Source organism: Nonomuraea cypriaca, from assembly GCF_015645445.1.
Taxonomy (GTDB): Bacteria; Actinomycetota; Actinomycetes; order Streptosporangiales; family Streptosporangiaceae; genus Nonomuraea; species Nonomuraea cypriaca.
The window spans coordinates 1-21,718 of sequence record NZ_JADOGI010000181.1; the positions used below are offsets into that span (position 1 = coordinate 1).

25 protein-coding genes and 1 pseudogene are annotated in these 21,718 nt (G+C 70.6%); 17 read left to right on the forward strand and 9 right to left on the reverse strand.

Features of this window, described 5'->3' with window-relative positions; genetic code table 11:
- Together ITP53_RS40520 and ITP53_RS40525 are read right to left on the reverse strand one after the other, a co-directional pair.
- A partial coding sequence (locus ITP53_RS40520; protein ID WP_236051689.1) for a sensor histidine kinase occupies window positions 1-1,221 on the reverse strand: 1,221 nt, incomplete at its 3' end.
- Window positions 1,218-1,901 carry a response regulator transcription factor gene (locus tag ITP53_RS40525; protein WP_328817347.1) on the reverse strand — a complete coding sequence of 228 codons (684 nt, stop codon included), beginning with the start codon at window positions 1,899-1,901 and terminating at the stop codon, window positions 1,218-1,220. The genes ITP53_RS40520 and ITP53_RS40525, both read right to left, overlap by 4 nt.
- Before the next feature lie 73 nt (window positions 1,902-1,974).
- Here ITP53_RS40525 and ITP53_RS40530 point away from each other — a divergent pair, with 73 nt between their 5' ends.
- The 3 genes from ITP53_RS40530 (at window position 1,975) to ITP53_RS40540 (ending at window position 4,237) form a co-directional block, all read left to right on the forward strand.
- On the forward strand, window positions 1,975-2,826 hold the full coding sequence (locus ITP53_RS40530; RefSeq protein WP_195900771.1) for an arylamine N-acetyltransferase family protein: 852 nt from the start codon (window positions 1,975-1,977) through the stop codon (window positions 2,824-2,826).
- A gap of 28 nt (window positions 2,827-2,854) precedes the next feature.
- On the forward strand, window positions 2,855-3,925 hold the full coding sequence (locus ITP53_RS40535) for a protein kinase domain-containing protein (protein ID WP_207757116.1): 1,071 nt from the start codon (window positions 2,855-2,857) through the stop codon (window positions 3,923-3,925).
- Between the two features lie 117 nt (window positions 3,926-4,042).
- Window positions 4,043-4,237: a hypothetical protein gene (locus ITP53_RS40540; RefSeq protein ID WP_195900773.1), complete on the forward strand. Its 195-nt coding sequence runs from the start codon at window positions 4,043-4,045 to the stop codon at window positions 4,235-4,237.
- Window positions 4,238-4,260: 23 nt separating this feature from the next.
- Here the strand turns inward: ITP53_RS40540 and ITP53_RS40545 are convergent, their stop codons facing one another.
- Window positions 4,261-4,572, reverse strand: a complete 312-nt coding sequence (locus ITP53_RS40545; RefSeq protein WP_195900774.1) for a DUF3817 domain-containing protein — start codon at window positions 4,570-4,572, stop codon at window positions 4,261-4,263.
- Between the two features lie 2 nt (window positions 4,573-4,574).
- Window positions 4,575-5,357 (reverse strand): SURF1 family protein, encoded by a 783-nt coding sequence (locus ITP53_RS40550; protein ID WP_195900775.1) that lies wholly within the window; start codon window positions 5,355-5,357, stop codon window positions 4,575-4,577.
- 105 nt (window positions 5,358-5,462) lie between these two features.
- Between ITP53_RS40550 and ITP53_RS40555 the strand changes: the two genes are divergently transcribed.
- Window positions 5,463-5,639, forward strand: coding sequence for a hypothetical protein (locus ITP53_RS40555; RefSeq protein ID WP_195900776.1), 177 nt, complete (start codon window positions 5,463-5,465; stop codon window positions 5,637-5,639).
- A gap of 108 nt (window positions 5,640-5,747) precedes the next feature.
- Here the strand turns inward: ITP53_RS40555 and ITP53_RS40560 are convergent, their stop codons facing one another.
- On the reverse strand, window positions 5,748-7,472 hold the full coding sequence (locus tag ITP53_RS40560) for a gamma-glutamyltransferase family protein (protein ID WP_195900777.1): 1,725 nt from the start codon (window positions 7,470-7,472) through the stop codon (window positions 5,748-5,750).
- A gap of 95 nt (window positions 7,473-7,567) precedes the next feature.
- On the opposite strand from ITP53_RS40560, the gene ITP53_RS60670 reads away from it, so the two are divergent.
- The 7 genes and pseudogenes from ITP53_RS60670 to ITP53_RS40595 all read left to right on the forward strand — a co-directional run bounded on the left by ITP53_RS60670 (window position 7,568) and on the right by ITP53_RS40595 (window position 11,978).
- Window positions 7,568-8,686 (forward strand): sensor histidine kinase, encoded by a 1,119-nt coding sequence (locus ITP53_RS60670; RefSeq protein ID WP_195900778.1) that lies wholly within the window; start codon window positions 7,568-7,570, stop codon window positions 8,684-8,686.
- A complete protein-coding gene (locus ITP53_RS40570; protein ID WP_195900779.1) occupies window positions 8,683-9,330 on the forward strand; it encodes a response regulator in 648 nt (215 codons plus the stop codon). Before ITP53_RS60670 ends, ITP53_RS40570 begins: the two co-directional genes overlap by 4 nt.
- Before the next feature lie 178 nt (window positions 9,331-9,508).
- Window positions 9,509-10,272 (forward strand): annotated as a pseudogene (locus tag ITP53_RS40575) (class I SAM-dependent methyltransferase).
- Window positions 10,256-10,408: a VOC family protein gene (locus ITP53_RS40580; protein WP_195900780.1), complete on the forward strand. Its 153-nt coding sequence runs from the start codon at window positions 10,256-10,258 to the stop codon at window positions 10,406-10,408. The pseudogene ITP53_RS40575 and the gene ITP53_RS40580 overlap by 17 nt, the downstream one beginning before the upstream one ends.
- A gap of 129 nt (window positions 10,409-10,537) precedes the next feature.
- The gene (locus ITP53_RS40585; protein WP_195900781.1) at window positions 10,538-10,804 is read left to right on the forward strand and encodes an SHOCT domain-containing protein; all 267 of its coding nucleotides are present in this window, start codon (window positions 10,538-10,540) and stop codon (window positions 10,802-10,804) included.
- Between the two features lie 92 nt (window positions 10,805-10,896).
- Window positions 10,897-11,097, forward strand: a complete 201-nt coding sequence (locus ITP53_RS40590; protein WP_195900782.1) for a hypothetical protein — start codon at window positions 10,897-10,899, stop codon at window positions 11,095-11,097.
- Between the two features lie 41 nt (window positions 11,098-11,138).
- Window positions 11,139-11,978 carry a sulfite exporter TauE/SafE family protein gene (locus ITP53_RS40595; protein ID WP_207757117.1) on the forward strand — a complete coding sequence of 280 codons (840 nt, stop codon included), beginning with the start codon at window positions 11,139-11,141 and terminating at the stop codon, window positions 11,976-11,978.
- 49 nt (window positions 11,979-12,027) lie between these two features.
- Here ITP53_RS40595 and ITP53_RS40600 read toward each other — a convergent pair whose 3' ends face one another.
- Window positions 12,028-13,224, reverse strand: a complete 1,197-nt coding sequence (locus tag ITP53_RS40600) for an RNA-guided endonuclease InsQ/TnpB family protein (RefSeq protein WP_195900783.1) — start codon at window positions 13,222-13,224, stop codon at window positions 12,028-12,030.
- A 22-nt stretch (window positions 13,225-13,246) separates the two neighbouring features.
- On the opposite strand from ITP53_RS40600, the gene tnpA reads away from it, so the two are divergent.
- Together tnpA and ITP53_RS40610 are read left to right on the forward strand one after the other, a co-directional pair.
- The gene (gene tnpA / locus ITP53_RS40605; protein WP_195900784.1) at window positions 13,247-13,663 is read left to right on the forward strand and encodes an IS200/IS605 family transposase; all 417 of its coding nucleotides are present in this window, start codon (window positions 13,247-13,249) and stop codon (window positions 13,661-13,663) included.
- A gap of 168 nt (window positions 13,664-13,831) precedes the next feature.
- On the forward strand, window positions 13,832-15,217 hold the full coding sequence (locus tag ITP53_RS40610; protein WP_195900785.1) for a tetratricopeptide repeat protein: 1,386 nt from the start codon (window positions 13,832-13,834) through the stop codon (window positions 15,215-15,217).
- Window positions 15,218-15,617: 400 nt separating this feature from the next.
- Here the strand turns inward: ITP53_RS40610 and ITP53_RS40615 are convergent, their stop codons facing one another.
- Complete coding sequence (locus tag ITP53_RS40615; RefSeq protein WP_195900786.1) at window positions 15,618-16,973, reverse strand: dipeptidase; 1,356 nt, start codon at window positions 16,971-16,973, stop codon at window positions 15,618-15,620.
- A gap of 260 nt (window positions 16,974-17,233) precedes the next feature.
- On the opposite strand from ITP53_RS40615, the gene ITP53_RS40620 reads away from it, so the two are divergent.
- Entirely contained in the window at window positions 17,234-18,616 is a 1,383-nt protein-coding gene (locus ITP53_RS40620) for an aspartate aminotransferase family protein (protein WP_195900787.1), read from the forward strand.
- A gap of 48 nt (window positions 18,617-18,664) precedes the next feature.
- Window positions 18,665-19,774, forward strand: coding sequence for an alanine dehydrogenase (gene ald, locus ITP53_RS40625; RefSeq protein WP_195900788.1), 1,110 nt, complete (start codon window positions 18,665-18,667; stop codon window positions 19,772-19,774).
- Here ald and ITP53_RS40630 read toward each other — a convergent pair.
- A complete protein-coding gene (locus ITP53_RS40630) occupies window positions 19,771-20,238 on the reverse strand; it encodes a VOC family protein (protein ID WP_195900789.1) in 468 nt (155 codons plus the stop codon). The genes ald and ITP53_RS40630 overlap by 4 nt on opposite strands.
- Before the next feature lie 19 nt (window positions 20,239-20,257).
- Window positions 20,258-20,575, reverse strand: a complete 318-nt coding sequence (locus tag ITP53_RS40635) for a PadR family transcriptional regulator (protein ID WP_195900790.1) — start codon at window positions 20,573-20,575, stop codon at window positions 20,258-20,260.
- Between the two features lie 62 nt (window positions 20,576-20,637).
- Between ITP53_RS40635 and ITP53_RS40640 the strand changes: the two genes are divergently transcribed.
- Together ITP53_RS40640 and ITP53_RS40645 are read left to right on the forward strand one after the other, a co-directional pair.
- Window positions 20,638-21,030: a VOC family protein gene (locus ITP53_RS40640; protein WP_195900791.1), complete on the forward strand. Its 393-nt coding sequence runs from the start codon at window positions 20,638-20,640 to the stop codon at window positions 21,028-21,030.
- Between the two features lie 257 nt (window positions 21,031-21,287).
- Entirely contained in the window at window positions 21,288-21,596 is a 309-nt protein-coding gene (locus tag ITP53_RS40645) for a hypothetical protein (protein ID WP_195900792.1), read from the forward strand.
- Window positions 21,597-21,718 lie beyond the last annotated feature (122 nt).

Consider the following 21,718-nt stretch of genomic DNA (forward strand, 5'->3'; position numbering starts at 1 on the left):
GGCGCTGTGCGGCGGGGCAGGGGTCCGGTCGCCTACGCCATCTCGGCCGTCCACGGCGGCGAGTTCGGCGGGGGGCGCAGAATCGGTTCCGGCAGTTGCCATCGAGGCGACGGAGATCCCCAAGGAGACCGGGAAGGGGACCGAGGCAACCGAGGAGAGCGGGTCTTCGGGGGCCGGAGGCTGGGCTGTGTGTTCTGGTGGGACTTGGGGCCCGGCGACTGTGTCCGACATCGTCGTCCTTCCTGGTAGGTCGACGACCATGCGGCAGCCCGCGCAGTCGTCGATGCGAATGGAACCCCCGTGCAGCTCGACGATCTCCTTCACGATGGCCAGCCCCAGCCCGGCGCCCCCGGCGTCGGCCGTTCGCCCCGCGTCGAGCCGGGAGAAGCGCTCGAACACCCGCCCCCTGGCAGAGGCAGGGATCCCCGGACCCTGGTCGGCGATGGTCACCCGCACTCCGTCCCCGTCCGCCAGGCCGCTCACGGTCACCACCCCGTCCGGGGGACTGTGGCGTACGGCGTTGTCGAGGAGGTTCGCGAGGACCTGGGCCAGCAGGTCGGGGTCGGCGAGCACCACCAGGTCTTCGGGGACCGCGGGCCGGATCACGACGTCCTCGCGGGCCAGCGAGACCTCGAGCACCGCCTGCTCGATCAGCGGCGCCAGCTCGATCGCCTCGCGCTCGATCAGGCGCGCGCCCGAGTCGAGCCGCGACAGGTCGAGGAGCTGGGCCACGAGGCGGCCGAGCCGCTCGGTCTGGGCGAGGGCGGTCCTCATGGTGACGGGGTCGGGCGCGGAGACGCCGTCCACGACGTTCTCCAGGACGGCGCGCAGGCCGGTGATGGGCGTGCGGAGCTCGTGGCTGACGTTCGCGACGAGCTCGCGCCGCTGCCTGTCCACCTCGCCGAGGTCGGCCGCCATCGCGTTGAACGCCCTGGCCAGCTCGCCCACCTCGTCCCTGGAGGTGGCGCTGACGCGCAGGGTGTAGCGGCCCTTGGCGATCGTCTGGGCGGCGCTGGCCATCTGGCGCAGCGGCTTGGTCATGCCCATCGCCAGGAGCTGCACCATGATCAACGCCAGGACGACGGCGACCGCGATGCGCACCTCGCGGGAGAGGCCGGAGACGATGCCGACCTCGTTCACCACGAACGCCGTCGCCACTGCCAGCACGATCACGATGCCGAGCTTGACCTTGATCCGGCCGAGGAAGTCGAGCGGCCTCATCGCCGCACCAGCGCGTAGCCGACCCCGTGGACCGTACGGACCACGTCGGAGCCCAGTTTGCGGCGCAGCGCGCGTACGTGGCTGTCCACGGTCCTGGTCGCCGCCGCCTCGGAGAAGCCCCACACGTCGGACAGCAGCCGGTCGCGCTCGAACACCTGGCCTGGGCGCTCGGCCAGCCGCCGTAACAGGTCGAACTCGGTCCTGGTGAGCTGCGCCTCGACGCCGCCCACGAACACCCTGCGGGCCGCCGTGTCGATCTCCACCTCGCCCACCCTGATCACCGTGTCCTCGACCGCGAGCTGGGCAGCCCGCTCGACCCTGCGCAGCACCGCGTGGATCCTCGCCACCAGCTCCCGCATGCTGAACGGCTTGGCCAGGTAGTCGTCGGCTCCGACCCCGAGCCCGACCAGCACGTCGGTCTCCTCGCCGAGCGCGGTCAGCATGAGCACCGGCACCGGCCTGGCCGCCTGCATCCGGCGGCACACCTCCAACCCGTCGAGCCCCGGCAGCAGCCGGTCGAGGACCACCAGGTCCGGTTCCGCCCTGCCGTACTGGATCAGGGCGTCCTGCCCGTCGCCCGCCACGCTGACGTCGAAGCCCTCGGCGGCCAGCCTGTTCCGTACGGCCAGCGCGATCGTCTCATCGTCCTCGACCACGAGGATGCGTCGCTGCTCTGCCACGTACGAAAGCCTAGAAGCGCGCTGTGCAGAGGACACCTCCTAAATCGTGCACATACCGTGCAGACTTGGCGGCGTGAACACCGCCGCGTACCTCCGCCGACTCGGCCTGCCCGAGCTGCTCAACGCTCCCACCAGCGCCGAGGGCCTGCGGGCGCTCCACGTCGCGCACGTCGAAAGGGTCTCGTACGAGGCGCTGGAGATCTGGCTGGGCCGCCGCACGACCGTGGACCCCCTCGAGTCCGCCCAGCGGATCATCGGGGGCCGCGGCGGCTACTGCTTTCACCTCAACGGCGCGTTCTCCGCACTCGCCGCGGCGCTCGGCTACGACGTGACCAGGCACGTCGGCGGCGTGCAGACCCGGGGCGAAGAGCCCGGCATCACCGGCGACCATCTGGTGCTCACCGTGCGCGGCCTGCCCACGGACGCCAATCCGGGGGGTGAGTGGCTGGCCGACGTCGGGCTCGGGGACGCGCTGCACGAGCCGCTCCCGCTGGTCGCGGGCACCTACCGGCAGGGCCCCTTCCAGTACGTCCTGCGCCCGTCGGAGATCGCGCGCGGGTGGCGGTTCGACCATGACCCGAGCGGTTCGTTCGTCGGCATGGACTTCGCCATGGCACCCACCGACATGTCGGCCTTCGTCGACATGCATCGCCACCTGACCACGTCCCCGTCGTCAGGATTCGTCCGCGTGGCCGCCGCCCACCGGCGCGACGCCTCGGGCGTGGACAGCCTGCGCGGGCTCCTGTTGTCCCGCGTCGGCACCGGCCTGCGATCCGTCACATTCGACTCGGCGCGGGACTACTACGCGGCGCTGGCGGACGTCTTCCTGCTGCCGCTCGACGACGTGAGCGCCGGGGAGAAGGACAAGCTCTGGCGCAAGGTGCACGACGCCCACGAGGCCTGGCTGGCCGGCGAGCCGGCGTGATGGCCACGCGGCGGGAACGGACGCTATCGTGCACCTCGACATGGGAGAGACCAGGAAACTGGCCGGTCGCTACCGCCTGCTGAATCCCCTGGGCTCGGGATCCGTACGCCTGGCGTTCGACGAGGCCGAGCACCGTGACGTCGCGGTGCGGGAGGTGCGGGTCCCGGCCGAGCTGGGCGACTCCGCGCTGCACGGGGCCCGCCGGGTCACCGGCCTGCGGCACCCCTCGATCGTGCGGGTGCTCGACGTGGTGGCCGAGGGCGGCCGGCCGTGGCTGGTCATGGAGTTCGTCTCCGGCACCTCGCTGGAGCAGACCGTACGCGCGCGCCGCCCGCTCCCCGTTCCGCAGGCGGCCAGGGTGGGCGTCTGCGTCCTGTCGGCGCTGATCGCGGCGCACGCGGAGGGGATCGTGCACGGGCGGGTCGATCCAGGCAACGTGCTGCTCACGCCTACGGGCCGGGCGCTGCTGACCGGGTTCGGCGTGCCGAGCCGCAGCAGCTGGCCGTCCACGGACCTGTGGTCGCTGGGCGCCACCCTGCACTTCGCCGTGGAGGGCCGCCCGCCGGGCCAGGTGCCCGCCGCGGGCCCTGACCCGCTCAGGTCGCTCGTCCGGACCATGCTCCACCCCTCGGGGCCGCCGCCGGTGGAGGTGATAGGTGAGATCCTCGACCGGCTGGCCGTGGACCGGCCACTGGACCGGATCGTCGAAACGTCGGGACCGCTGCCGCCCGCCCGGGTGGCCGCGATCGGCCTGGCCGTCCTCGACCGCCTCCAGAGCACCGGCGACCCGCACGGCGGGGTTCAGCCGGCCAACATCCTGGTCGCCGCGACCGGCCGCGCGACCCTGCTCCCGCCGCTGCGTTCCGGCACCCTGCCCGCCTACACCCCGCCGGACGACGCCCCGAGCCGCGCCGCCGACCTGTGGTCACTCGGCGCGACCCTCTTCACCGCCGTCGAGGGCACGCCTCCCGCTCCGGGCGCGCCGCTGCGGAGGGCGGGCGCACTGGCCCCGACCCTGTTCGCCCTCCTGTACGGCGACCCCGCCCGCCGCCCCTCCCCGGACGCGCTCCGCCGGGAGCTCACGCTTCTCGCCCGCTAAGCGATGATTTGCGATACATCGCGAACTGGAACCAAGACGGTGGGCTCACTCGTTGGACAGGAGACGCACAATGTGGGAGAGGCGGAGCGCGTGCTCCGCGGTCGGAGGAAGTTGAGGATGTCGCCAGTCCAGAAGTACGCCATCGGCGCAGGCGCCGCGGTTCTGCTCTCGCTGATCTTGCCCGTTCCCTACTGGGTCACCCTGCTTGTCGTCCTCGCCGTGGTCGCCGCCCCTGTGGTCGGTTATCTGATGCTGGACGAGTCGCAGCGCGCGCGGCTGAAGAGGGCGCGCAAGCGCGGCATCGGCCGCTGAGCCCGGTCGGCGGGGGCCGGGTCTCAGGCCTCCGCCGCGGTCAGCGCCGTCTGCACCCGCTGGGTCACCCTGCGCTCGATGTAGAACGACAGGAACGGCACCGTGCCCCCGAGCATGACGCCGAGCATGTACGGCCAGTTCCACCGTGCCTTCATGCCCAGATTCATGACCGTGAGCAGGTAGATCATGTAGAACCCGCCGTGAATCGGCGCGGTGATCTTCGACATGCCCGGGTTGCCGAAGCCGTACCGCAGCACCATGGCGACGCAGAGCACGAGCAGCATGACGCCGACGACGTACGCCAGCACCCGGAAGGGCTTGAGAGCCGATTCCACCGTTAACCTTCCAGAACCATCTCAGGGGACTTGCCACGTTCCCGATCCGTTCGCACGGCGTCGCGTACGAAGTGGAACCACATGAAGACGGCGAATCCGGCAAAGATCCACCAGTTGGCGGCGTAAGCCAGGTTACGCCAGGTCAGTGTGCCACCCACGGCCGGCGGATCCACCTTGACCTGGGTCAGCGAGCCCGACGGGGGTTGTGCCACGACGTAGCCGGTCCGCACCTTCCGACCGGTCCACAGGTTGATCAGCTCGCCCGTCGACACCGTCTGCACCTGACCGGCGGGCAGCCCCTCCGCGCGCCGCTGCACGCTGTCGGTGCCCTGCTGGGGCCGTAGCCGCCCCGTCACCGTGACCCTGCCTGGCGGCACGGCGGCGACGCCGGGGTCGCCTGCCCTGGCCGTCCAGCCGCGCACCACCGGCACCAGCGTGCCGTCGTCGAGCCTGAGCGGCGTGAGCACCCAGTAGCCGTCGTCCCGCGAGACGTTGCCGCCCGGCGCGTCGACGTCGGGCCGCCGGTCGGCGACCAGCAACTGATGGCCGGGCTCGTAGACACCCTCGGCGGTGACCCTGCGGCCCACGACGTCGCCGGTCATCTGGGCGCCCACCTGGGCGAGTGTGCCGACCCCGACCGGCCCGGGATCCGTGGCGGCGTGCGGCCTGCCCGAATCCTGGAAGACGCCGAGCTGCCAGCGCCCGAGCAGGATGAACGCGATCAGGACCCCGATCGTGAGCAGGTGAAGCCCCACGAGGCGAGGCGAGAACAGGGTCCTGAGCATGGTTCAAAGCTATCCGCCTGATGGGGCGGTCCCCTAATCAGCCCATCCCAACGGATCCCGCCAAACAGCGCAAACGACGCAAGCTGTCACGCTAAGCTGCTGGCCATGTCTGAGCAGCATATCGACCCGTCGGGCAGCACCCAGCAGTTCCGCGCCTTCGCGCAGGCGCGTGAGCAGGAGAACGCGGCCCCGCCGAAGAAGTCGCGCCTGCCGATCATCGTGGCGGCGGTCGTGGTGGTCATCGCCGTCATCGGCGTCGCCGCCTTCCTCCTCCTGCAGTAGCGCCGGGGAGGTCACACCCGTCGCGGAGGCCGTGGCGGGTTTTCGTGGTTTCCGTACGACCTGGCCGGGTTTCACCCCCTGGGAGGGTGAAACCCGGCGCCTATCGGCTCATTTACCCGAGACGACCATCGCGCTGCCGCCGCCGCGCCTGACCGGCTCGGCCACGGCCTGGACCCGGCCCCTGCCGAGGATCTCCAGCGCCGTGGCGGCCCCGATCTCGGGGTTGGGCGCGAATCTGTGCCCGCGCGCCTCCAGCTCCGCCCCGTGCGCCGCCAGGAACGCCGGCTCGGCCTGAGTCTCAGCGGTGTTGCGCTGCGTGGCCCGCGGCGCGGCGAGCGCCTCGGGCAGGTCCATGCCGAACTCGTACCGGTTGAGCAGGATCTGCAGCACGGTCGTGATGATGGTCGAGCCGCCGGGCGTGCCGGCCGCCAGCACGGGCCTGCCGTCGTCGAACACCAGCGTCGGCGCCATCGACGAGCGCGGCCGCTTGCCGGGACCTGGCAGGTTGGGGTCGCCTGGCGCCGGGCCGAACGTGAAGTCGGTCAGCTCGTTGTTCAGCAGCACGCCGCGACCGGGCACCACGATGCCGTTGCCGCCGGTCGACTCGATGGTCAGGTTGTACGCGATCACGTTGCCCCAGCGGTCGGCGACCACCATGTGGGTGGTCTCCGGGCCTTCGTCCGCGACCGGGGTCGCAGTACCTGTCGGCTGGGCGCAGGGCCCGTAGGCGCCGTCCGGGTCGCCGGGCGGGGCCGGGTTGGGCATCGCCCTGTCGCCGATCAGGCAGGCCCGCTCCTTGGCGAAGCCGTCGGACAGCAGCTCGGCCAGCGGCACGCCGGGGAGGTCGCCGACGTACTTGCCCCGGTCGGCGTAGGCCAGCCTGGACGCCTCCAGGTACTCGTGCAGCCCCACCTCGGGCAGGGACTCCAGGATGTTGAGCGCCTCGCCGACGGTCGACCCGCCGGAGGACGGGGGCGCCATGCCGTACACGTCCATGCCCTTGTAGGAGACCTTGGCGGGCTGGCGCAGCAGCGCACGGTACGCGCGCAGATCGGACAGCTCCATCAGGCCCGGCCGCACGTTGCGGGTGCTGCCGGGGGTGACCGGCGGGCGCTTGACGGTGGCCACGACCTCCTGGCCGAGCCGGCCGCCGTACAGCCAGCCGGGGCCGCGCCTGCCCAGCTCACGGTACGTGGCCGCGAGCTCGGGGTTCCTGAAGCGCGAGCCGACGGGCGGCGGCGCGCCGTTCGGGAGGTAGAGCGCGGCCGTGGAGGTGAAGTCCTTGAAGCGGGCGGCGTTCGAAGCCGTCTGGTCGTGGAACGTCTGGTCCACGACGAAGCCCTTGGACGCCACCTCGATCGCGGGCTGGAGCGCCTGCTTGAGCGAGAGCGTGCCGAACTCGCGCAGGGCCAGGTCCCAGTTGGCGAGCGTGCCCGGCACGCCGGCCGACAGGCCGCTGGTCACGCCCTCGTCGAACGGGATGCCTTCGAGCGAGGTCGAGGTCATGGCCCGCGGGGCGGTCTCGCGGCCGTCGATGGTGAAGACTTTACGTTTCTTCGCGTCGTAGTAGACCATGAAGCCGCCGCCTGTCAGGCCCGCGGAGTACGGCTCGGTGACGCCGAGCACCGCGCCGGCGGCGACCGCGGCGTCCACGGCGTTGCCGCCCTTTTTGAGCACGGAGATGGCGGCCTTGCTGGCGTCCAGGTCGACGGTGGCGACGGCGCCGCCGTACCCCTCCGCGACCGGGACTTTCTGCGGTGGCGCGGCCGTCGCGGGAGCGGCAGGTAGGAGTGAGACGAGGACGAATGCTGCGGGAACGATCACTCGGCGCATACTGTCCACGATGGCCCAGCTACGCCCGTAGCGGTAGTGCCCCCTCACACGCAGGGATGATGCGCTGGTCAGAAGGCTGATCTAGCGTGTAGTCCGTGCGCAGGAAGTCCGGCTTCGATCCCTATCTCGCCCTCATCGTGACCGCCGCCCAGTTCGTCGTCGCCAACGGCGCCTCCTGGGGGCAGCGGCTCGAAAGGGAGCCGCTCGACCCGTACGCCTACGGGTTGCTGCTGGTGGGACCGCTGGCGGTGCTTCTGAGCCGCCGCTTCCCCCTGGTCACCACCGCCGCCGCGCTCGCCGCGTGCGACCTCTTCCTGATCGCCGGCTACGCCTACGGGCCGAGCTTCATCAGCCCGGGAGTGCTGCTGTTCCTGCTGATCGTGCGCGGCAGGAGGCTGATGGCCTGGTCCATGGCCGGAATGACGCTGGTGTCGTTCCTCTGCTACGGGTGGTGGGTCGGCAACCGCGACCTGTTCCACAACGTGTGGATCCTCACCTCCATCATGCTGCTCATGGTCCTGGCCGAGCTGGTCAGGACCATCAGGGAGCGGCGGGCCGACCGCGAGCGGACCGCCGAGGAGGAGGCCAGGCGGCAGGCCAGCGAGGAACGCCTGACGATGGCGCAGGAGCTGCACGACGTGCTCGCGCACAACATCTCCCTCATCCACGTCCAGGCGTCCACCGCGCTCCACCTCATCGACGCCAACCCCGAGCAGGCCAGGACCGCCCTGGCCACCATCAAGACGGCGTCCAAGGAGGTGCTGGGCGAGATGCGCTCGGTGCTGAACGTCCTGCGCGAAGGCGCCCCCCGCTCCCCCACCGCCGGGCTCGACCGCCTCGACGAACTCGTCGAGCGCAGCGGGCTGCCGGTGACGCTCAAACACGTCGGCTCGCGCCCGCTGCCGTCCCAGGTGGAGCGGGCCGCGTACCGCATCGTGCAGGAGTCACTCACCAACGCCGCCCGCCACGCGCCCGGCTCCGAGGTGACGGTCCGCCTGGAGTACGGCGCGGACGAGCTGGCCGTACGCGTCACCGACACGGGCGCGACCACGGCCCCTGAGATGTCCGAGTCCGGCAGCGGCAACGGCATCCCCGGCATGCGTGAGCGGGCCGCCGCGCTGGGCGGCACGCTCGTCGCCGGCCCGCTGCCGGCCCCTGGAGGCACCGGTTTCCAGGTCGAGGCACGGCTTCCCCTACCCGAGGAGACCTCATGATCAAGGTGTTGCTGGCCGACGACCAGGCCCTGGTCCGGGCGGGCTTCAAGGCGCTGCTGGACGCCCAGCCGGACATGACCGTGGTGGCCGAGGCCAGTGACGGCGCGGAGGCGGTCAGGCTGGCCGGCGAGCACCTGCCGGACGTGGTGCTGATGGACATCCGCATGCCGGGGACCGACGGCCTGACCGCCACCCGGCAGATGCCGCCTGGGCCGCACATCATCATCCTGACGACGTTCGAGCTGGACGAGTACGTCTTCGAGGCGCTGCGCGGCGGCGCCAGCGGCTTCCTGGTCAAGGACACCGAGCCGGCCGAGCTCATCCAGGCCGTACGCGTGGTCGCGGCAGGCGAGGCGCTCCTGTCCCCCAGCGTGACCCGCCGCCTGATCGCCGAGTACGCCTCCCGCGCCAAGGCCCCGGTCGCCACCGCCGGCCTCGACCAGCTCACCGAGCGCGAACGCGAGGTCCTCGGCCTGGTCGGCACCGGCATGACCAACGACGAGATCGCGGCCAAGCTGTTCATGTCGCCGGCCACGGCCAAGACGCACGTGAGCCGGGCCATGATGAAGCTGCACGCCCGCGACCGCGCCCAGCTCGTCGTGATCGCCTACGAGTCCGGCCTGGTCAAACCGGGCTGGCTCTGAGCCCGAACCACCACTCCGCCGCCTCGGCGACCCCGCCGTCGCCGCCGCAGCGGGATGTCGTCCACCCCCTCGAACCGCAGCGGCACGAGGCCGAACGGGAACCCGCTCCCACGATCAGTCGTGGGGAGCGCTTCAAATTCGGTTGAACTCCCGCCGGGCCCGCTGACAGGGTCGAAGGATGCGGCGCACGTACGACGACCTCGTCCAGGAGGCGGACACCGTCTCCGTGGACGGCTGGGACTTCTCCTGGCTCGACGGCCGGGCCACCGAGGAGCGCCCCTCATGGGGCTATTCCAGGCTGCTCGGCCGGCGGATGGCCGCGGCCACGGCCGCGCTGGACATCCAGACCGGCGGCGGCGAGATCCTGGCAGGCCTGCCCACCCTGCCGCCCGTGACGGTGGCCACGGAGGCGTGGCCGCCCAACCTGAAGCTGGCCGCCTCGCGGTTGCGGCCGCGCGGGGCCTGGGTCGTGGCCGACGACGAGGAGCCGCGGCTGCCGTTCGGCAGCGGGATCTTCGACCTGGTGACCAGCCGCCATCCCGTGGAGACGTGGTGGGAGGAGATCGCCCGCGTGCTGCGGCCCGGCGGGCCTACTTCTCCCAGCAGGTCGGGCCGCGCACCGTGGCCGAGCTCACCGACTTCTTCATCGGGCCCCACGACGGCACGGCCCGGGATCCGGAGCGGGCCAGGGCGGCCGCGGAGTCCGCCGGGCTGAAGGTGACCGACCTGCGGTTCGAGCGGTTGCGGATGGAGTTCCACGACATCGGAGCCGTGATCTACTTCCTGCGCAAGGTGATCTGGACCGTGCCGGGGTTCTCGGTCGAGCGCTATTCGGCCAGATTGCGTGAGCTGCACGAGCGGATCGAGGCGGAGGGGCCGTTCGTGGCCCACTCCTCCCGCTTCCTCATCGAGGCGAGGAAGCCCGATGGCCCGGCTGCATGACGTGGTCGTGGACTGCCGGCATCCGGCCTCGCTGGCCAGGTTCTGGGCCGCCGCCCTGGACGGCTACGCCGTGGCGCCGTACGACGACTGGGTGGTGCTGACCGACCCCGAGGGGAACGAGTTCTGCGTGGCCTGATACCCCGGGAGGCGTAGCTCAGGCACGCGTGAGCACTACCCGGGGCTGACGCCGAACAGAGCCCGGCGGGCGATTCGGTGCGCCCTCCTCCGGCGGACCCTTGAGGTAACACGTCAAGGGAGGACGACAATGCACACCATCGCACTTTGGGGCGCACACTGGGGAAGCGGCTTCTGGCCGGTCATCCCGTTGTTCTGGGGCCTGTTCTGGGTCGCCGTCGTCGCGCTGGTCATCACGGCCCGGCGCAAGGGGTGGTGGGGACCGCGCCACGCGCCCGCCGCCGCCACACCCACCGCGTCGGCCGAGCAGATCCTCGCCGAACGCTACGCGCGGGGCGAGATGAGCGACGACGAGTACTTCGAAAGGATTTCCGTTCTCAAGGGCGGCTCCAATTAAACCTCACTAAGGGTGCAATAACTGTCACTGGCCGCATTCGGGAAGCCGCGTTACGTTCCGGTAAAAGGACTTCATCGAGAGTGGGGACGATCATGCGGTCCATCGCCAGGTTCTGCGGCCAGTGCAGCTGTGGCTGCCCCGAGTTGTTCATCGACCACGAGGCGCCGGAGGAGCGCCAGGTCGTCATCACCGACGACTTCGGGCAGCGGGTGGAGATGAGTATCGACCAGTTCGGCTCGATCGTGGCGGCGGCCAAGAGCGGCGCGCTTGACGACCTGGCGCTCGTCCACTGAGCACCGCCACCCTGCTCGCCGGCGGGGTCGCCGCGGGGCTCGTGGCGGGTACCGCCTCGTGTGCCGCGGCGCAGGGCGGGCTGCTCGTGGGCCTGGCCGACCACTGCCACGGGCGTGATCCCGTGCTGGTGGGGTGGTTCCTGGCCGGGCGGCTGGCGTCGTACACGATGGTGGGGGCTTTGCTGGGACTGGCCGGCTCGGCCGTCAGCCTGCCGCCGGCGGCGCGGGCGGTGCTGCTCGTCGCCGCCGGGCTCACCATGATCGTGTTCGCGGTCAGGCTCATGAGGCGCGGGCGCGCGGCGTGCGCGCCTCATGAGCCTGCGGCCCCGTCGAGGTACAAGGCGCCTCTGCTGGGCGCGGCGACCATCCTGGTGCCCTGCGGCGTGACGCTCGGCGTGGAGATGCTCGCCGTCTCCAGCGGTTCGCCGCTGGCGGGGGCGGCGGCCATGGCGGGGTTCGTCATCGGCACGGCTCCTGCGTTCGCGCTGCTCGGTTACGTGTTACGGCGCGTCTCCCGCACCCGGCTGGCCGGGCTCGCCGGGATCGCGGCGATCGCCGCCGGGCTCTGGACCGTCGCTTCCGGCGTCAACCTGGGCGGCTGGCTGCCCGACAGCCCGCCGGCCGCGGCCGGACCCGTCTCACCGACGGTCACCGTCTGGGCCACCCGCGAGGGTTACCGCCCGGCGGTCGTGGCGGCGCCTGCGGGAGTTCCCGTCCAGGTGGTCTTCAAGCTGGTGGACCGCGGCTGCACCGGCACCGTCACGATCGACGGGCGGGACGTCGCGCTGCCCGCCACCGTGCAACTGCCGCCGCAGCGGCCAGGCTCCCTGCGATACGTCTGCGGGATGGGCATGTACGCGGGCTTCATCGACTTCTCTTGACGCGCTCCCTGGGATGAATCCCAGGGACTCTCGCCCGTGCCGTATGGGTTCATGCGGCACCTCGAAGGCTTCCTCGTTCACCGGGCTGTGCCACCGCATGCGATGGTCTTACCTGCCCTCCAGAGGCGTTTAGCCTCTCCGCCCGTCCGGCGGCGAGGATGTTGATCGCTGCGTTGACGTCCCGGTCGTGGACCGCCCCGCACGGGCACGTCCATGTTCGGACGTCCAACGGCATCGCCTCGGCGAGCGTGCCGCACGCCGAGCACAGTTTGGAGGAGGGGAAGAACCGATCGATCCTGGCGAAGGTCCGGCCGTGCAGTTTCGCCTTGTACTCCAGCATGGCCACGAAGGCTGACCAGCCCGCGTCGTGGACGCTCTTGGCCAGCTTTGTGCGGGCGAGTCCCTTGACCGCCAGGTCCTCTGCGAACACCGCTTGGTTCTCGCGGATGATGCGTGTGGAGGTTTGATGGTGGAACTCACGACGCGCGTCGGCGACCTTCGCATGCTGCCTGGCGACCTTGATCCGGGCCTTGCGCCGGTTGGCCGATCCTTTGTCCTTGCGCGAGAGGGTTTTCTGGAGCTTGTGCAGTTTCTTTTCTGCCCGGCGCAGGAACCGGGGCGAGTCGATCTTCTGCCCGTCCGCCAGGACGGCGAAGTGCCCGAGCCCCAGGTCGATCCCGGTTTCGATCTCCACCTGCGGCCAAGGGTGTGCGGCGAGTTCGACCACGAAGGAGGCGAAGTACCGGTCCGCCGCATCCTTGATCACGGTCACGCTGGACGGGGCCGAGGGCAGGCGGCGGGACCAGCACACCCGTACCTCACCGATCTTCGGCAGGGACAGTTTCCCGTTCTCGGTGACCTTGAACCGGGCGTTCTTGGTGAACCGGATCGCTTGCCGGTTGTCCCTTCGAGAGCGGAACCTTGGCGGGGCGATCTTTGCTTCCTTCCGCTTGCCGCTCACGCTGGCGAAGAAGTTGCGGTAGGCCATGCAGGCGTCGGCCAGTGCCTGCTGCAGCACCACCGCGGACACTCCGCCCAGCCATGTCCGGGCCGGTTGGTTCTTCGCCTCGGTGATGACCTGCTTGGACAGCTCGTTGTCGCTGATGAACGGCAGCCCCTCGGCGTGCGCCGCCCGGCGCAACGCGAGGGCGTCGTTGTACACCACCCGTGCGCACCCGAACGCGCGGGCCAGCGCGATCCGCTGGCTCGGGGTGGGGTCCAGCCGGAAGGAGTAACGCAACTGCACGAGCTGATCCTACAGTTGGGTTATGGCCGAGTACAGCGACATCCGGACCGGTAGGCATTGTGTTTTCCTGCTGCACGCGCACTTGGTTTTCGTGACGAAGTTCCGGCATCGCATCTTCTCCGACATCCACCTGACCCGCATGGAAGAAATCATGACAGCGGTCTGCGCCGACTTCGAAACGCGGCTGAGCGAGTTCAACGGCGGGGACGACCACGTCCACCTCCTGGTCGGCTTCCCGCCCAAGATCGCCCTGTCCAAGCTGGTCAACAGCCTCAAGGGCGTGTCCTCCCGGCGGATGCGACAAGAGTTCCCCGAACTGGCCACCCACTATTACCGGGGCAGCAAACTCTGGTCGGGCTCCTACTTCGCCGGGTCGGTCGGCGGAGCGCCACTGTCGATCGTGCGCCAGTACATCGAGCAGCAGAACCGACCCGTCTGAACCAGGTGACACCGGTCCGCCTGACGGCGAATCGGCTGTTCCTGCCCCGCTACGTGGGAGAGTCCGCTTCACCCACGGCCTGAAGGCCGGAGCACTACGGACGAATCCGGTAGCGAGTTGTCGGCGATTACCGTTCGCGATCGCGCGATCACGTGCCACTCTGTCGCCATGGCCTGGCAAGGAGATGTGGCGGCGGCGTCCGTACCGGCGCCCCGTGTGGGAGACGAGCCCGAGCTACTGGCCGCCGCGCAGGCGGGCGACGCGTACGCCGCGCACCGGCTCGGCAAGCTCTGCGCCCAGCACGGCGACCGGGCGGCCGCGAAGCACTGGTGGGAGCGGGCCGCCGCGGGCGGCAACATCGACAGCGCCTACAACCTGGGCATCTGGCACGAGAAACACGGCAGCCTGGAGGACGCCGTCACCTGGTACGAAGCCGCCGCGGGCACCGGCGACGCCGAGGCCGCGGCCAACCTGGCGACCCTCCTGCTGGAGCAGCACGGCGACGTCGAAAGCGCCAGATACTGGTACGAAATCGCGGCCCACGCCGGCTCCAGGACCGCGGCCCGCCGGCTGGCGCAGCTGTGCGAGGACGCGGGCGAGATCGCGCCCGCGCGCGAGTGGCACCGCCAGGCGGCCGCGGACGGCGACGTGGCCTCGGCCCACGACCTGGGCTTCCTGGCCTACTCCGCGGGCGACGACGAGGAGACCGTGCACTGGTGGGAATACGCCGCCAGGGGCGGCCACGCGGAGTCCGCCCACTGCATGGGCCTCTACCTGCACGCCAGCCGCGACCCCGAGGGCGCGGAGGCCTACTACCGGCTGGCCGCCAGGAACGAGCACCCGGGGGCCGCCTCCCGGCTCGGCGCGATCGCGCTGTCCAGGGGCGACCTGCGTACCGCCCGCGCGTGGTTCGAGATGGCCGGGGGCGCGGGGCGCGTGGACGACCAGCGGATGGCCGGGTTCGTGTGCGTGGAGCTGGGCGACTGCGCGGCGGCCAGCCACTGGTTCGGCCGGGCGGCGGCCGGCGGGGACGCCGAGTCGGCCTTCAACTACGGGCTGCTGCTCATCGCGGAGTTCGGCGACCTGGCCGGGGGCCAGCACTGGTTCCGGCAGGCGGCGCTGGCCGGGCACCACGGGGCCGCCGTCGAGCTGGGCGGGCTGCTGTCGGTGGCCGGTGAGCTGGGCGAGGCGCAGGAGTGGCTCTCCGACCCGCCACCGCCCGCGTGGGGCCGCCCGGCCGAGCCCGAGCTGACCGCCAGCGCGGAGCTGGCCGCCGCCGCCACCGGGCGGCGGGGCGCGGTGCCGCTGGACCTCGCCGAGCTGACGGAGGTGCTGGGCACCTGGGATCTGGTGACCAGGCCGCTGCACGACCATTCGGACGTGATCGGGTGGCTGGTGGAGCGGAGCGGGGTGCACGAGAGCGCGATCGAACACCTGGCGTCGGTGCGGAGCACGCTGCTGCGGCCGGGCAGCGCGCCCTGGCCGAGCCCCGGCGAGATCGACCACGTCCTGGCCACGGCCCGCGACCTACGCCACCGCCTGGGCGTCCAGTGACCTCTTCGTGATGTCGCTGGTGGGCGCGGAGCCCTCGGCCATGTCACGGACCGCCGAAGAACACGATCTCGCCTGTCGCTTGATCGCGTCCCCCTTCATAGCTGCGCCGAAATGCTCCAACGCCCGGCGGGGCTCGCCCAAACCGAGGGCCGCACTACCGGCGAACTGGTGAAGCTCTCCCAAGTTCAGCCAGTACGCGGTCGCCAACGTCGGAGCGCTGACCGGTCACGGATCGCGGGACGGGCTTCTTGCTCGGCAACTGCGTAATGTCAACCGGACGATGTAGGACATAAGGACGGCAAGGGGATGGGAGTTAATTGGCGCAATAATAACCGCGATTCGGCTTCACAGCCTCCCAGACCGGGTAATCAGGCAGGGGCGTTGGGTGCGCGAGGTAGACCTAGATGCCCAGGGCTGAGGGGAGGCTCAGTTCGCGTAGGAAGAGCGCCTCCGTGGTGGCCACGCGGCGCAGCTCCTCCAGGTTCACCCGCTCGTTGGGCGCGTGGATCGCCGCCTCCTCGTCCTCCGCGCCGAACAGCAGGATCTCAGCCGCGGGGAACTGCCTCAGCAGCGTGTTGACCAGCGGGATCGAGCCGCCGGCCCCGACGTCGCGCGGCGGGCGGCCGAAGGCGCGCTCCATCGCCCGGTTGAGCGCCGCGCGGGCCTTGCCGCCCGAGTCCGCCTGGAAGCCCGAGCCCACCGTGAAGTCGCCGAACGACACCTGGACGCCCCACGGCGCCACCTGCCGCAGGAACTCCACCACCGCGTTGACCGTCGACTTCGGGTCCCCGGCCGGGGGCACGCGGACCGTCACCCGGGCGCGTACCGCCGGCTGCACCGCGTTGACCGCGCCGGACACGGTCGGCACGTCCAGACCCGTCACCGTGATCGCGTAGGACGACCACAGCCGGTCCGCCAGCGAGCCCGAGCCCACCAGCGACACGCCGTCGAGCGTCCCCGACGTCTTCCTGAACTCCTCCTCCGACGGCCCCTGCCCCAGGAACGACCCGCGCGGCAGCCCGGGAACGCGGATGTCGCCGTTGTCGTCGTGCAGCGCGGTCAGCATGCGCATCAGGGCCGCGAGCGCGTCGGGCGCGGCGCCGCCGAACGAGCCGCTGTGCACCGGCTCACGCAGGGTGCGGGCCTCGACGGTGAAGGCGGCCATGCCGCGCAGCGAGGTCGTGACGGCCGGGTCGCCGACGCGCGGGTTGCCGGTGTCGGCGACCACGATGGCGTCGGCCCGCAGCAGATCCGGGTTGCGCTCGACGAACGCCTCCAGGCGCTCGCCCGCGTATTCCTCCTGGCCTTCGATGATGACCTTGACGCCCACGGGGAACCGGCCCTGGAAGGCGCGCAGGGCGGTGATGTGGGAGATGAGCCCCGACTTGTCGTCCGCGCAGCCCCGTCCGTAGAGCTGGCCGTCGATCAGCGTCGGCTCGAACGGGGGCGTGCGCCACGCGGCCGGGTCGCCGGCGGGCTGCACGTCGTAGTGCGCGTAGAGCAGGACCGTCGGCGCGCCGGGCGGGGCCGGGGCCTCGCCGTAGACCGCGGGGAAGCTGCCCTCCACCGCGACCTGCTGGACGTGCGGCAGGCCGACCGAGCGCAGCAGCTCCTCCGTCACGGCGGCGGCGGCGAACACCGGCTCCTGCGGATGTCCGGGAAAGGCCACGGAGGGGATGGCGGCGAGCCGCTTGAGCTCCTCGATGGCCTGCGGCATCGAGGCGGCGACAGCGCTCTCGATCTGGTCAGGAGTCACGGCACGGTCCCCCGGGGTCGTTCTCGTAGTTCTGGACACTCGCCGTTAGTTCTACACGGTTCTCGGCACTTTGCGGACATTGGATCACACGAGGCTGGGAGGGGCATGCTCCAGGCACAAATCTTCCTGCGGATTTCGTTGCTGTTACAGATCGCTTCTGCGGATCTCGATTTTCTTGCATAGTGCTGCGACCGATTCACTTGGCAAACCGCAGGTGAGGATGCACACTGTGGGGAGTTCAGACACAAGGGAAGATAACCATGACGCAGCCGGAAAACGACGTCCTGAAGGCCGCGCAGGACAATCTGTGGTTGCACTTCACCAGGCACAGCGCCTATCAGCAGTCCGAGATCCCGACCATCGTGCGCGGTGAGGGGTCCTACGTCTACGACATCCACGGCAAGCGCTACCTCGACGGACTGGCCGGTCTCTTCGTGGTCCAGGTCGGTCACGGGCGCCAGGAGCTCGCCGACGCCGCCGCCAAGCAGGCCCAGGAGCTGGCGTTCTTCCCGCTGTGGTCGTACGCGCATCCCAAGGCCGCCGAGCTGGCCCAGCGCCTGGCCGCGTACACGCCCGGCGAACTGAACCGCGTCTTCTTCACCACCGGCGGCGGCGAGGCGGTCGAGTCCGCATGGAAGCTCGCCAAGCAGTACTACAAGCTGGTCGGCAAGCCGCTCAAGCACAAGGTCATCAGCCGCCAGATCGCCTACCACGGCACGCCGCAGGGCGCCCTGTCGATCACCGGCATCCCGGCGTTCAAGGAGATGTTCGAGCCGCTCGTGCCCGGCTCCATCAGGGTTCCCAACACCAACCACTACCGCGCCGACGAGATCTCCGGCATCAAGGGCATGACCCCCGAGGAGTACGGCTTCTGGGCGGCCGAGCGGGTGGCCCGCGCCATCGAGATGGAGGGCCCCGACACGGTGGCCGCCGTCTTCGCCGAGCCCGTACAGAACGCCGGCGGCTGCTTTCCTCCGCCGCCCGGCTACTTCCAGCGCCTGCGCGAGATCTGCGACGAGTACGACGTCCTGCTCGTCTCCGACGAGGTCATCTGCGCCTTCGGCCGGCTCGGCACCATGTTCGGCGGCCAGAAGTTCGACTACGTGCCGGACATCATCACCTGCGCCAAGGGCCTGACCAGCGGCTACTCGCCCATCGGCGCCATGATCGCGCACGAGCGGCTGTTCGAGCCGTTCAAGAGCGGCGACACCATGTTCGCGCACGGCTACACGTTCGGCGGCCACCCGGTCTCCGCCGCCGTCGCGCTGGCCAACCTCGACATCTTCGAGCGCGAGGACCTGCTCGGCCACGTCACCACGAACGAGCCGCTGTTCAAGGCCGCGCTGGACGGCCTGAGCGACCTGCCGATCGTCGGCGACGTGCGCGGCTCCGGTTACTTCTGGGGCATCGAGCTGGTCAAGGACAAGGCCACCAAGGAGACGTTCAACGCCGAGGAGTCCGAGCGGTTGCTGCGCGGGTTCCTGTCGAAGGCGCTGTTCGAGGCGGGGCTCTACTGCCGCGCCGACGACCGCGGGGACCCGGTCATCCAGCTCGCGCCCCCGCTGATCGCGGGTCCCGAGGAGTTCGACGAGATCGCCTCGACCCTCCGTGCCGTGCTCACCGAAGCGTGGGCTCGCCTGTAACACCCCTCCGGTACGACGGCGTGCCGGTTCCCGAAAGGATCCACCGCAATGAAGATCGGCGTTCCTGCCGAGGTCAAGAACCACGAATATCGTGTCGCCGCCACGCCTGCGGGCGTTCACGAGCTGGTGCGGGGCGGCCACGACGTCACCGTGCAGCGAGGCGCGGGCCTGGGCTCGCAGATCACGGACGAGGAGTACCTCGCGGCGGGCGCGAAGATCATCGACAGCGCGGACGCCGTGTGGGGCGGGGCGGACCTGGTGCTCAAGGTGAAGGAGCCGATCGCCGAGGAGTACCACCGGCTGCGCGAGGGGCTGGTGCTGTTCACGTACCTGCACCTGGCGGCCTCCCGTCCGTGCACGGACGCGCTGCTCAGCGCCGGGACGACCGGCATCGCGTACGAGACCGTGCAGGTGGGCAACGCGCTGCCGCTGCTCGCCCCGATGTCAGAGGTCGCCGGGCGGCTCGCGCCGCAGGTGGGCGCGTACAACCTGATGCGCTTCAACGGCGGTCGCGGCGTCCTGCCCGGCGGTGTGCCCGGTGTGGCGCCGGCGAAGGTGGTCGTGATCGGCGGTGGCGTGTCCGGGCTGAACGCGGCGCAGATCGCCGTCGGCATGGGCGCCGAGGTCACCGTCCTCGACACCAACGTCGACCGCCTGCGCTTCATCGACGCCGTCTACCAGGGCCGGCTCAAGACGCTGGTCTCGACGTCGTACGCGATCGAGCAGGAGGTCCTGCGGGCCGACCTGGTCATCGGCGCGGTGCTGATCCCCGGCGCCAAGGCCCCGACGCTGGTCTCCAACGACCTGGTCTCGCGCATGAAGCCGGGCTCCGTGCTCGTCGACATCGCCATCGACCAGGGCGGCTGCTTCGAGGACTCGCGTCCGACCACGCACGCCGAGCCCACCTACAAGGTGCACGGGTCGGTCTTCTACTGCGTGGCGAACATGCCGGGCTCCGTGGCCAACACCTCCACGTACGCCCTGACCAACGCGACCCTCCCGTACGCGGTCAAGCTGGCCAACCTCGGCTGGCGGGACGCGATCAAGGCCGACGCCGGCCTCGCGGGCGGGCTCAACACGCACGCGGGCCGGCTCACCAACCAGCCGGTCGCCGAGGCCCTCGGCCTGCCCTTCACGCCGGTGGCCGAGCTGGTCTAGCCCTCATCCGGAGACGGGGGGTACGGCGGCTGCGGCGTGCCCTCCACCATCTCGTCGGGTGTGAGCTGCTCCCTGGCCGTCGTCACCGCCCACCGGTGGCCGAACGGGTCGCGGAGCACGCCGTACCGCTCGCCCCAGAACATCTCCCGCACCGGCATCTCCACCTCGGCCCCGGCCGCGACCGCCCGCTCGGCCACCGCGTCGGGGTCGTCCACCTCCAGCAGGATCAGCACCGGGCTGCCGCCCAGCGTCGGCGGCGCCAGCGCGCCAAGAGCCCGCGTCTCCTCGCTCACCAGCAGCCGCCCGGCCCCGAGCTGCAGCTCGACGAACAGGACCACGCCGCCCGGCAGCGTGTTGCGGAACACCTCCACCGCGCCCAGTCCCTGGCGGTAGAAGGCGATCGCCGCCTCCGCGTCCAGCACGAACAGGTGCGGGCACAGCCCTTGCGGGCGCAACGACGTCATGTGATCAGCTCCAGCCACCTCAAGTGATGAGTCCCGCCTCGCGTGCGGCCGTCACCAGCCGGGCCAGCAGCGCCGCCTCCTCCTGCGCGGCCCGCTCGCCCTCCGGGGTCAGCTTGTAGTAGCGGCGCCTGGCGTCGTGCGGCGCCGCCGGATCCCCCTCGTCGGACTCCTCGACCAGGCCGTCGGCCACCAGGCGGCTGATCGTCCGGTAGAGCGTCCCCGGACCCAGCCGGACCGCTCCGCCGGTGACCTCCTCGACGAACCGCATCACCGCGTAACCGTGCCCGGAGCCGCTGGCCAGCGCCAGGAGCACGTGGAATCCGGCGGCGGTGAGCATGATTGACACGATAACACCACAGTGGTTATATCCAACACGGATACAACTAGGGAAGGGGAGCCATGACGATCAGCATCAGCCAGGTCAACATCTACGTCGAGGACCAGCAGCGGGCGGTCGACTTCTGGACCGGCAAGATGGGCTTCACGATCACCACCGACATGCCCTACGGCGAGGACCGCTGGATCGACGTCGAGCCGCCGGGCGGGGGCACCCGGCTGGTCATCCACAAGGCCGCCCCCGACTGGCCGGCGCCCGGACTCGTCAAGGACGGCAAGCCCAACTATGTGATGTTCCAGGCCGACGACATCGTCAAGGCACACGCGGAACTGGCGGCCCGCGGCGTCCGCTTCACCCAGGAGCCGACCCAGCAGCCATGGGGCTGGTCCGCCGTCTTCTCCGACGACGACGGCAACCTGTTCCACCTGGGCCAGGGCGAGTCTCCGGCGACCTGACCCACCCCGCCGAGGTTCATCGCGGGCCGTCCTCCGCCTCATTTCCCGCGCCGGACGCCCCTCCTTCTCCCGCAGGTGGTCCGTCTGCACGTTTGAGAGCTCCTTCGGCGCCGCTCCGGCGGCGGTGGCGCAGCCGTTCTTGCGCGGCCATGCACGATGCTTTGCTGAGCGTGCACACCGACCCGGCGCCGGTCGATCGCGGCACATCTCGTGGCTAGCGTGCGCAGCACGGGGTAACCGAAGAGAGGAGAGCGCTCATGCGTGAACGCATTCTCGTCGGCGTGGCCGCGATCGCCATCGCCGCCGGCACGCTGATGGTGACCATGGGGCCTGCGGACGCTGCCCGAAAGTGGCCCGTAGGGGAGCGGTGCGGCCCCTTCGTCTACAATCCGAACGGTTTTGCCGGCGTGTATTGGAAGCACTGCACCAGCGGGCGCCAGGGCGTCAAGCTCGAAATCGACGTCTGGCATGCCTTCGACAGGACGGTGTGCGTCCCGGCCAACCGGATCAAGGCCATCGGGTCGCAGGTCGACACGAGGAAGGCACGGATCCTCGGCCGGCGCTAGTACTACATGCCTAGATCGCGTTCAGCGATCGTCCGGTTTCTCAGCGTGAGATGGCTGGGGTGTGTGACCGTATCGTCATGCCCCAGCCTCAGGAATACGCAGGCGCGGTGACAGCCGCGGAT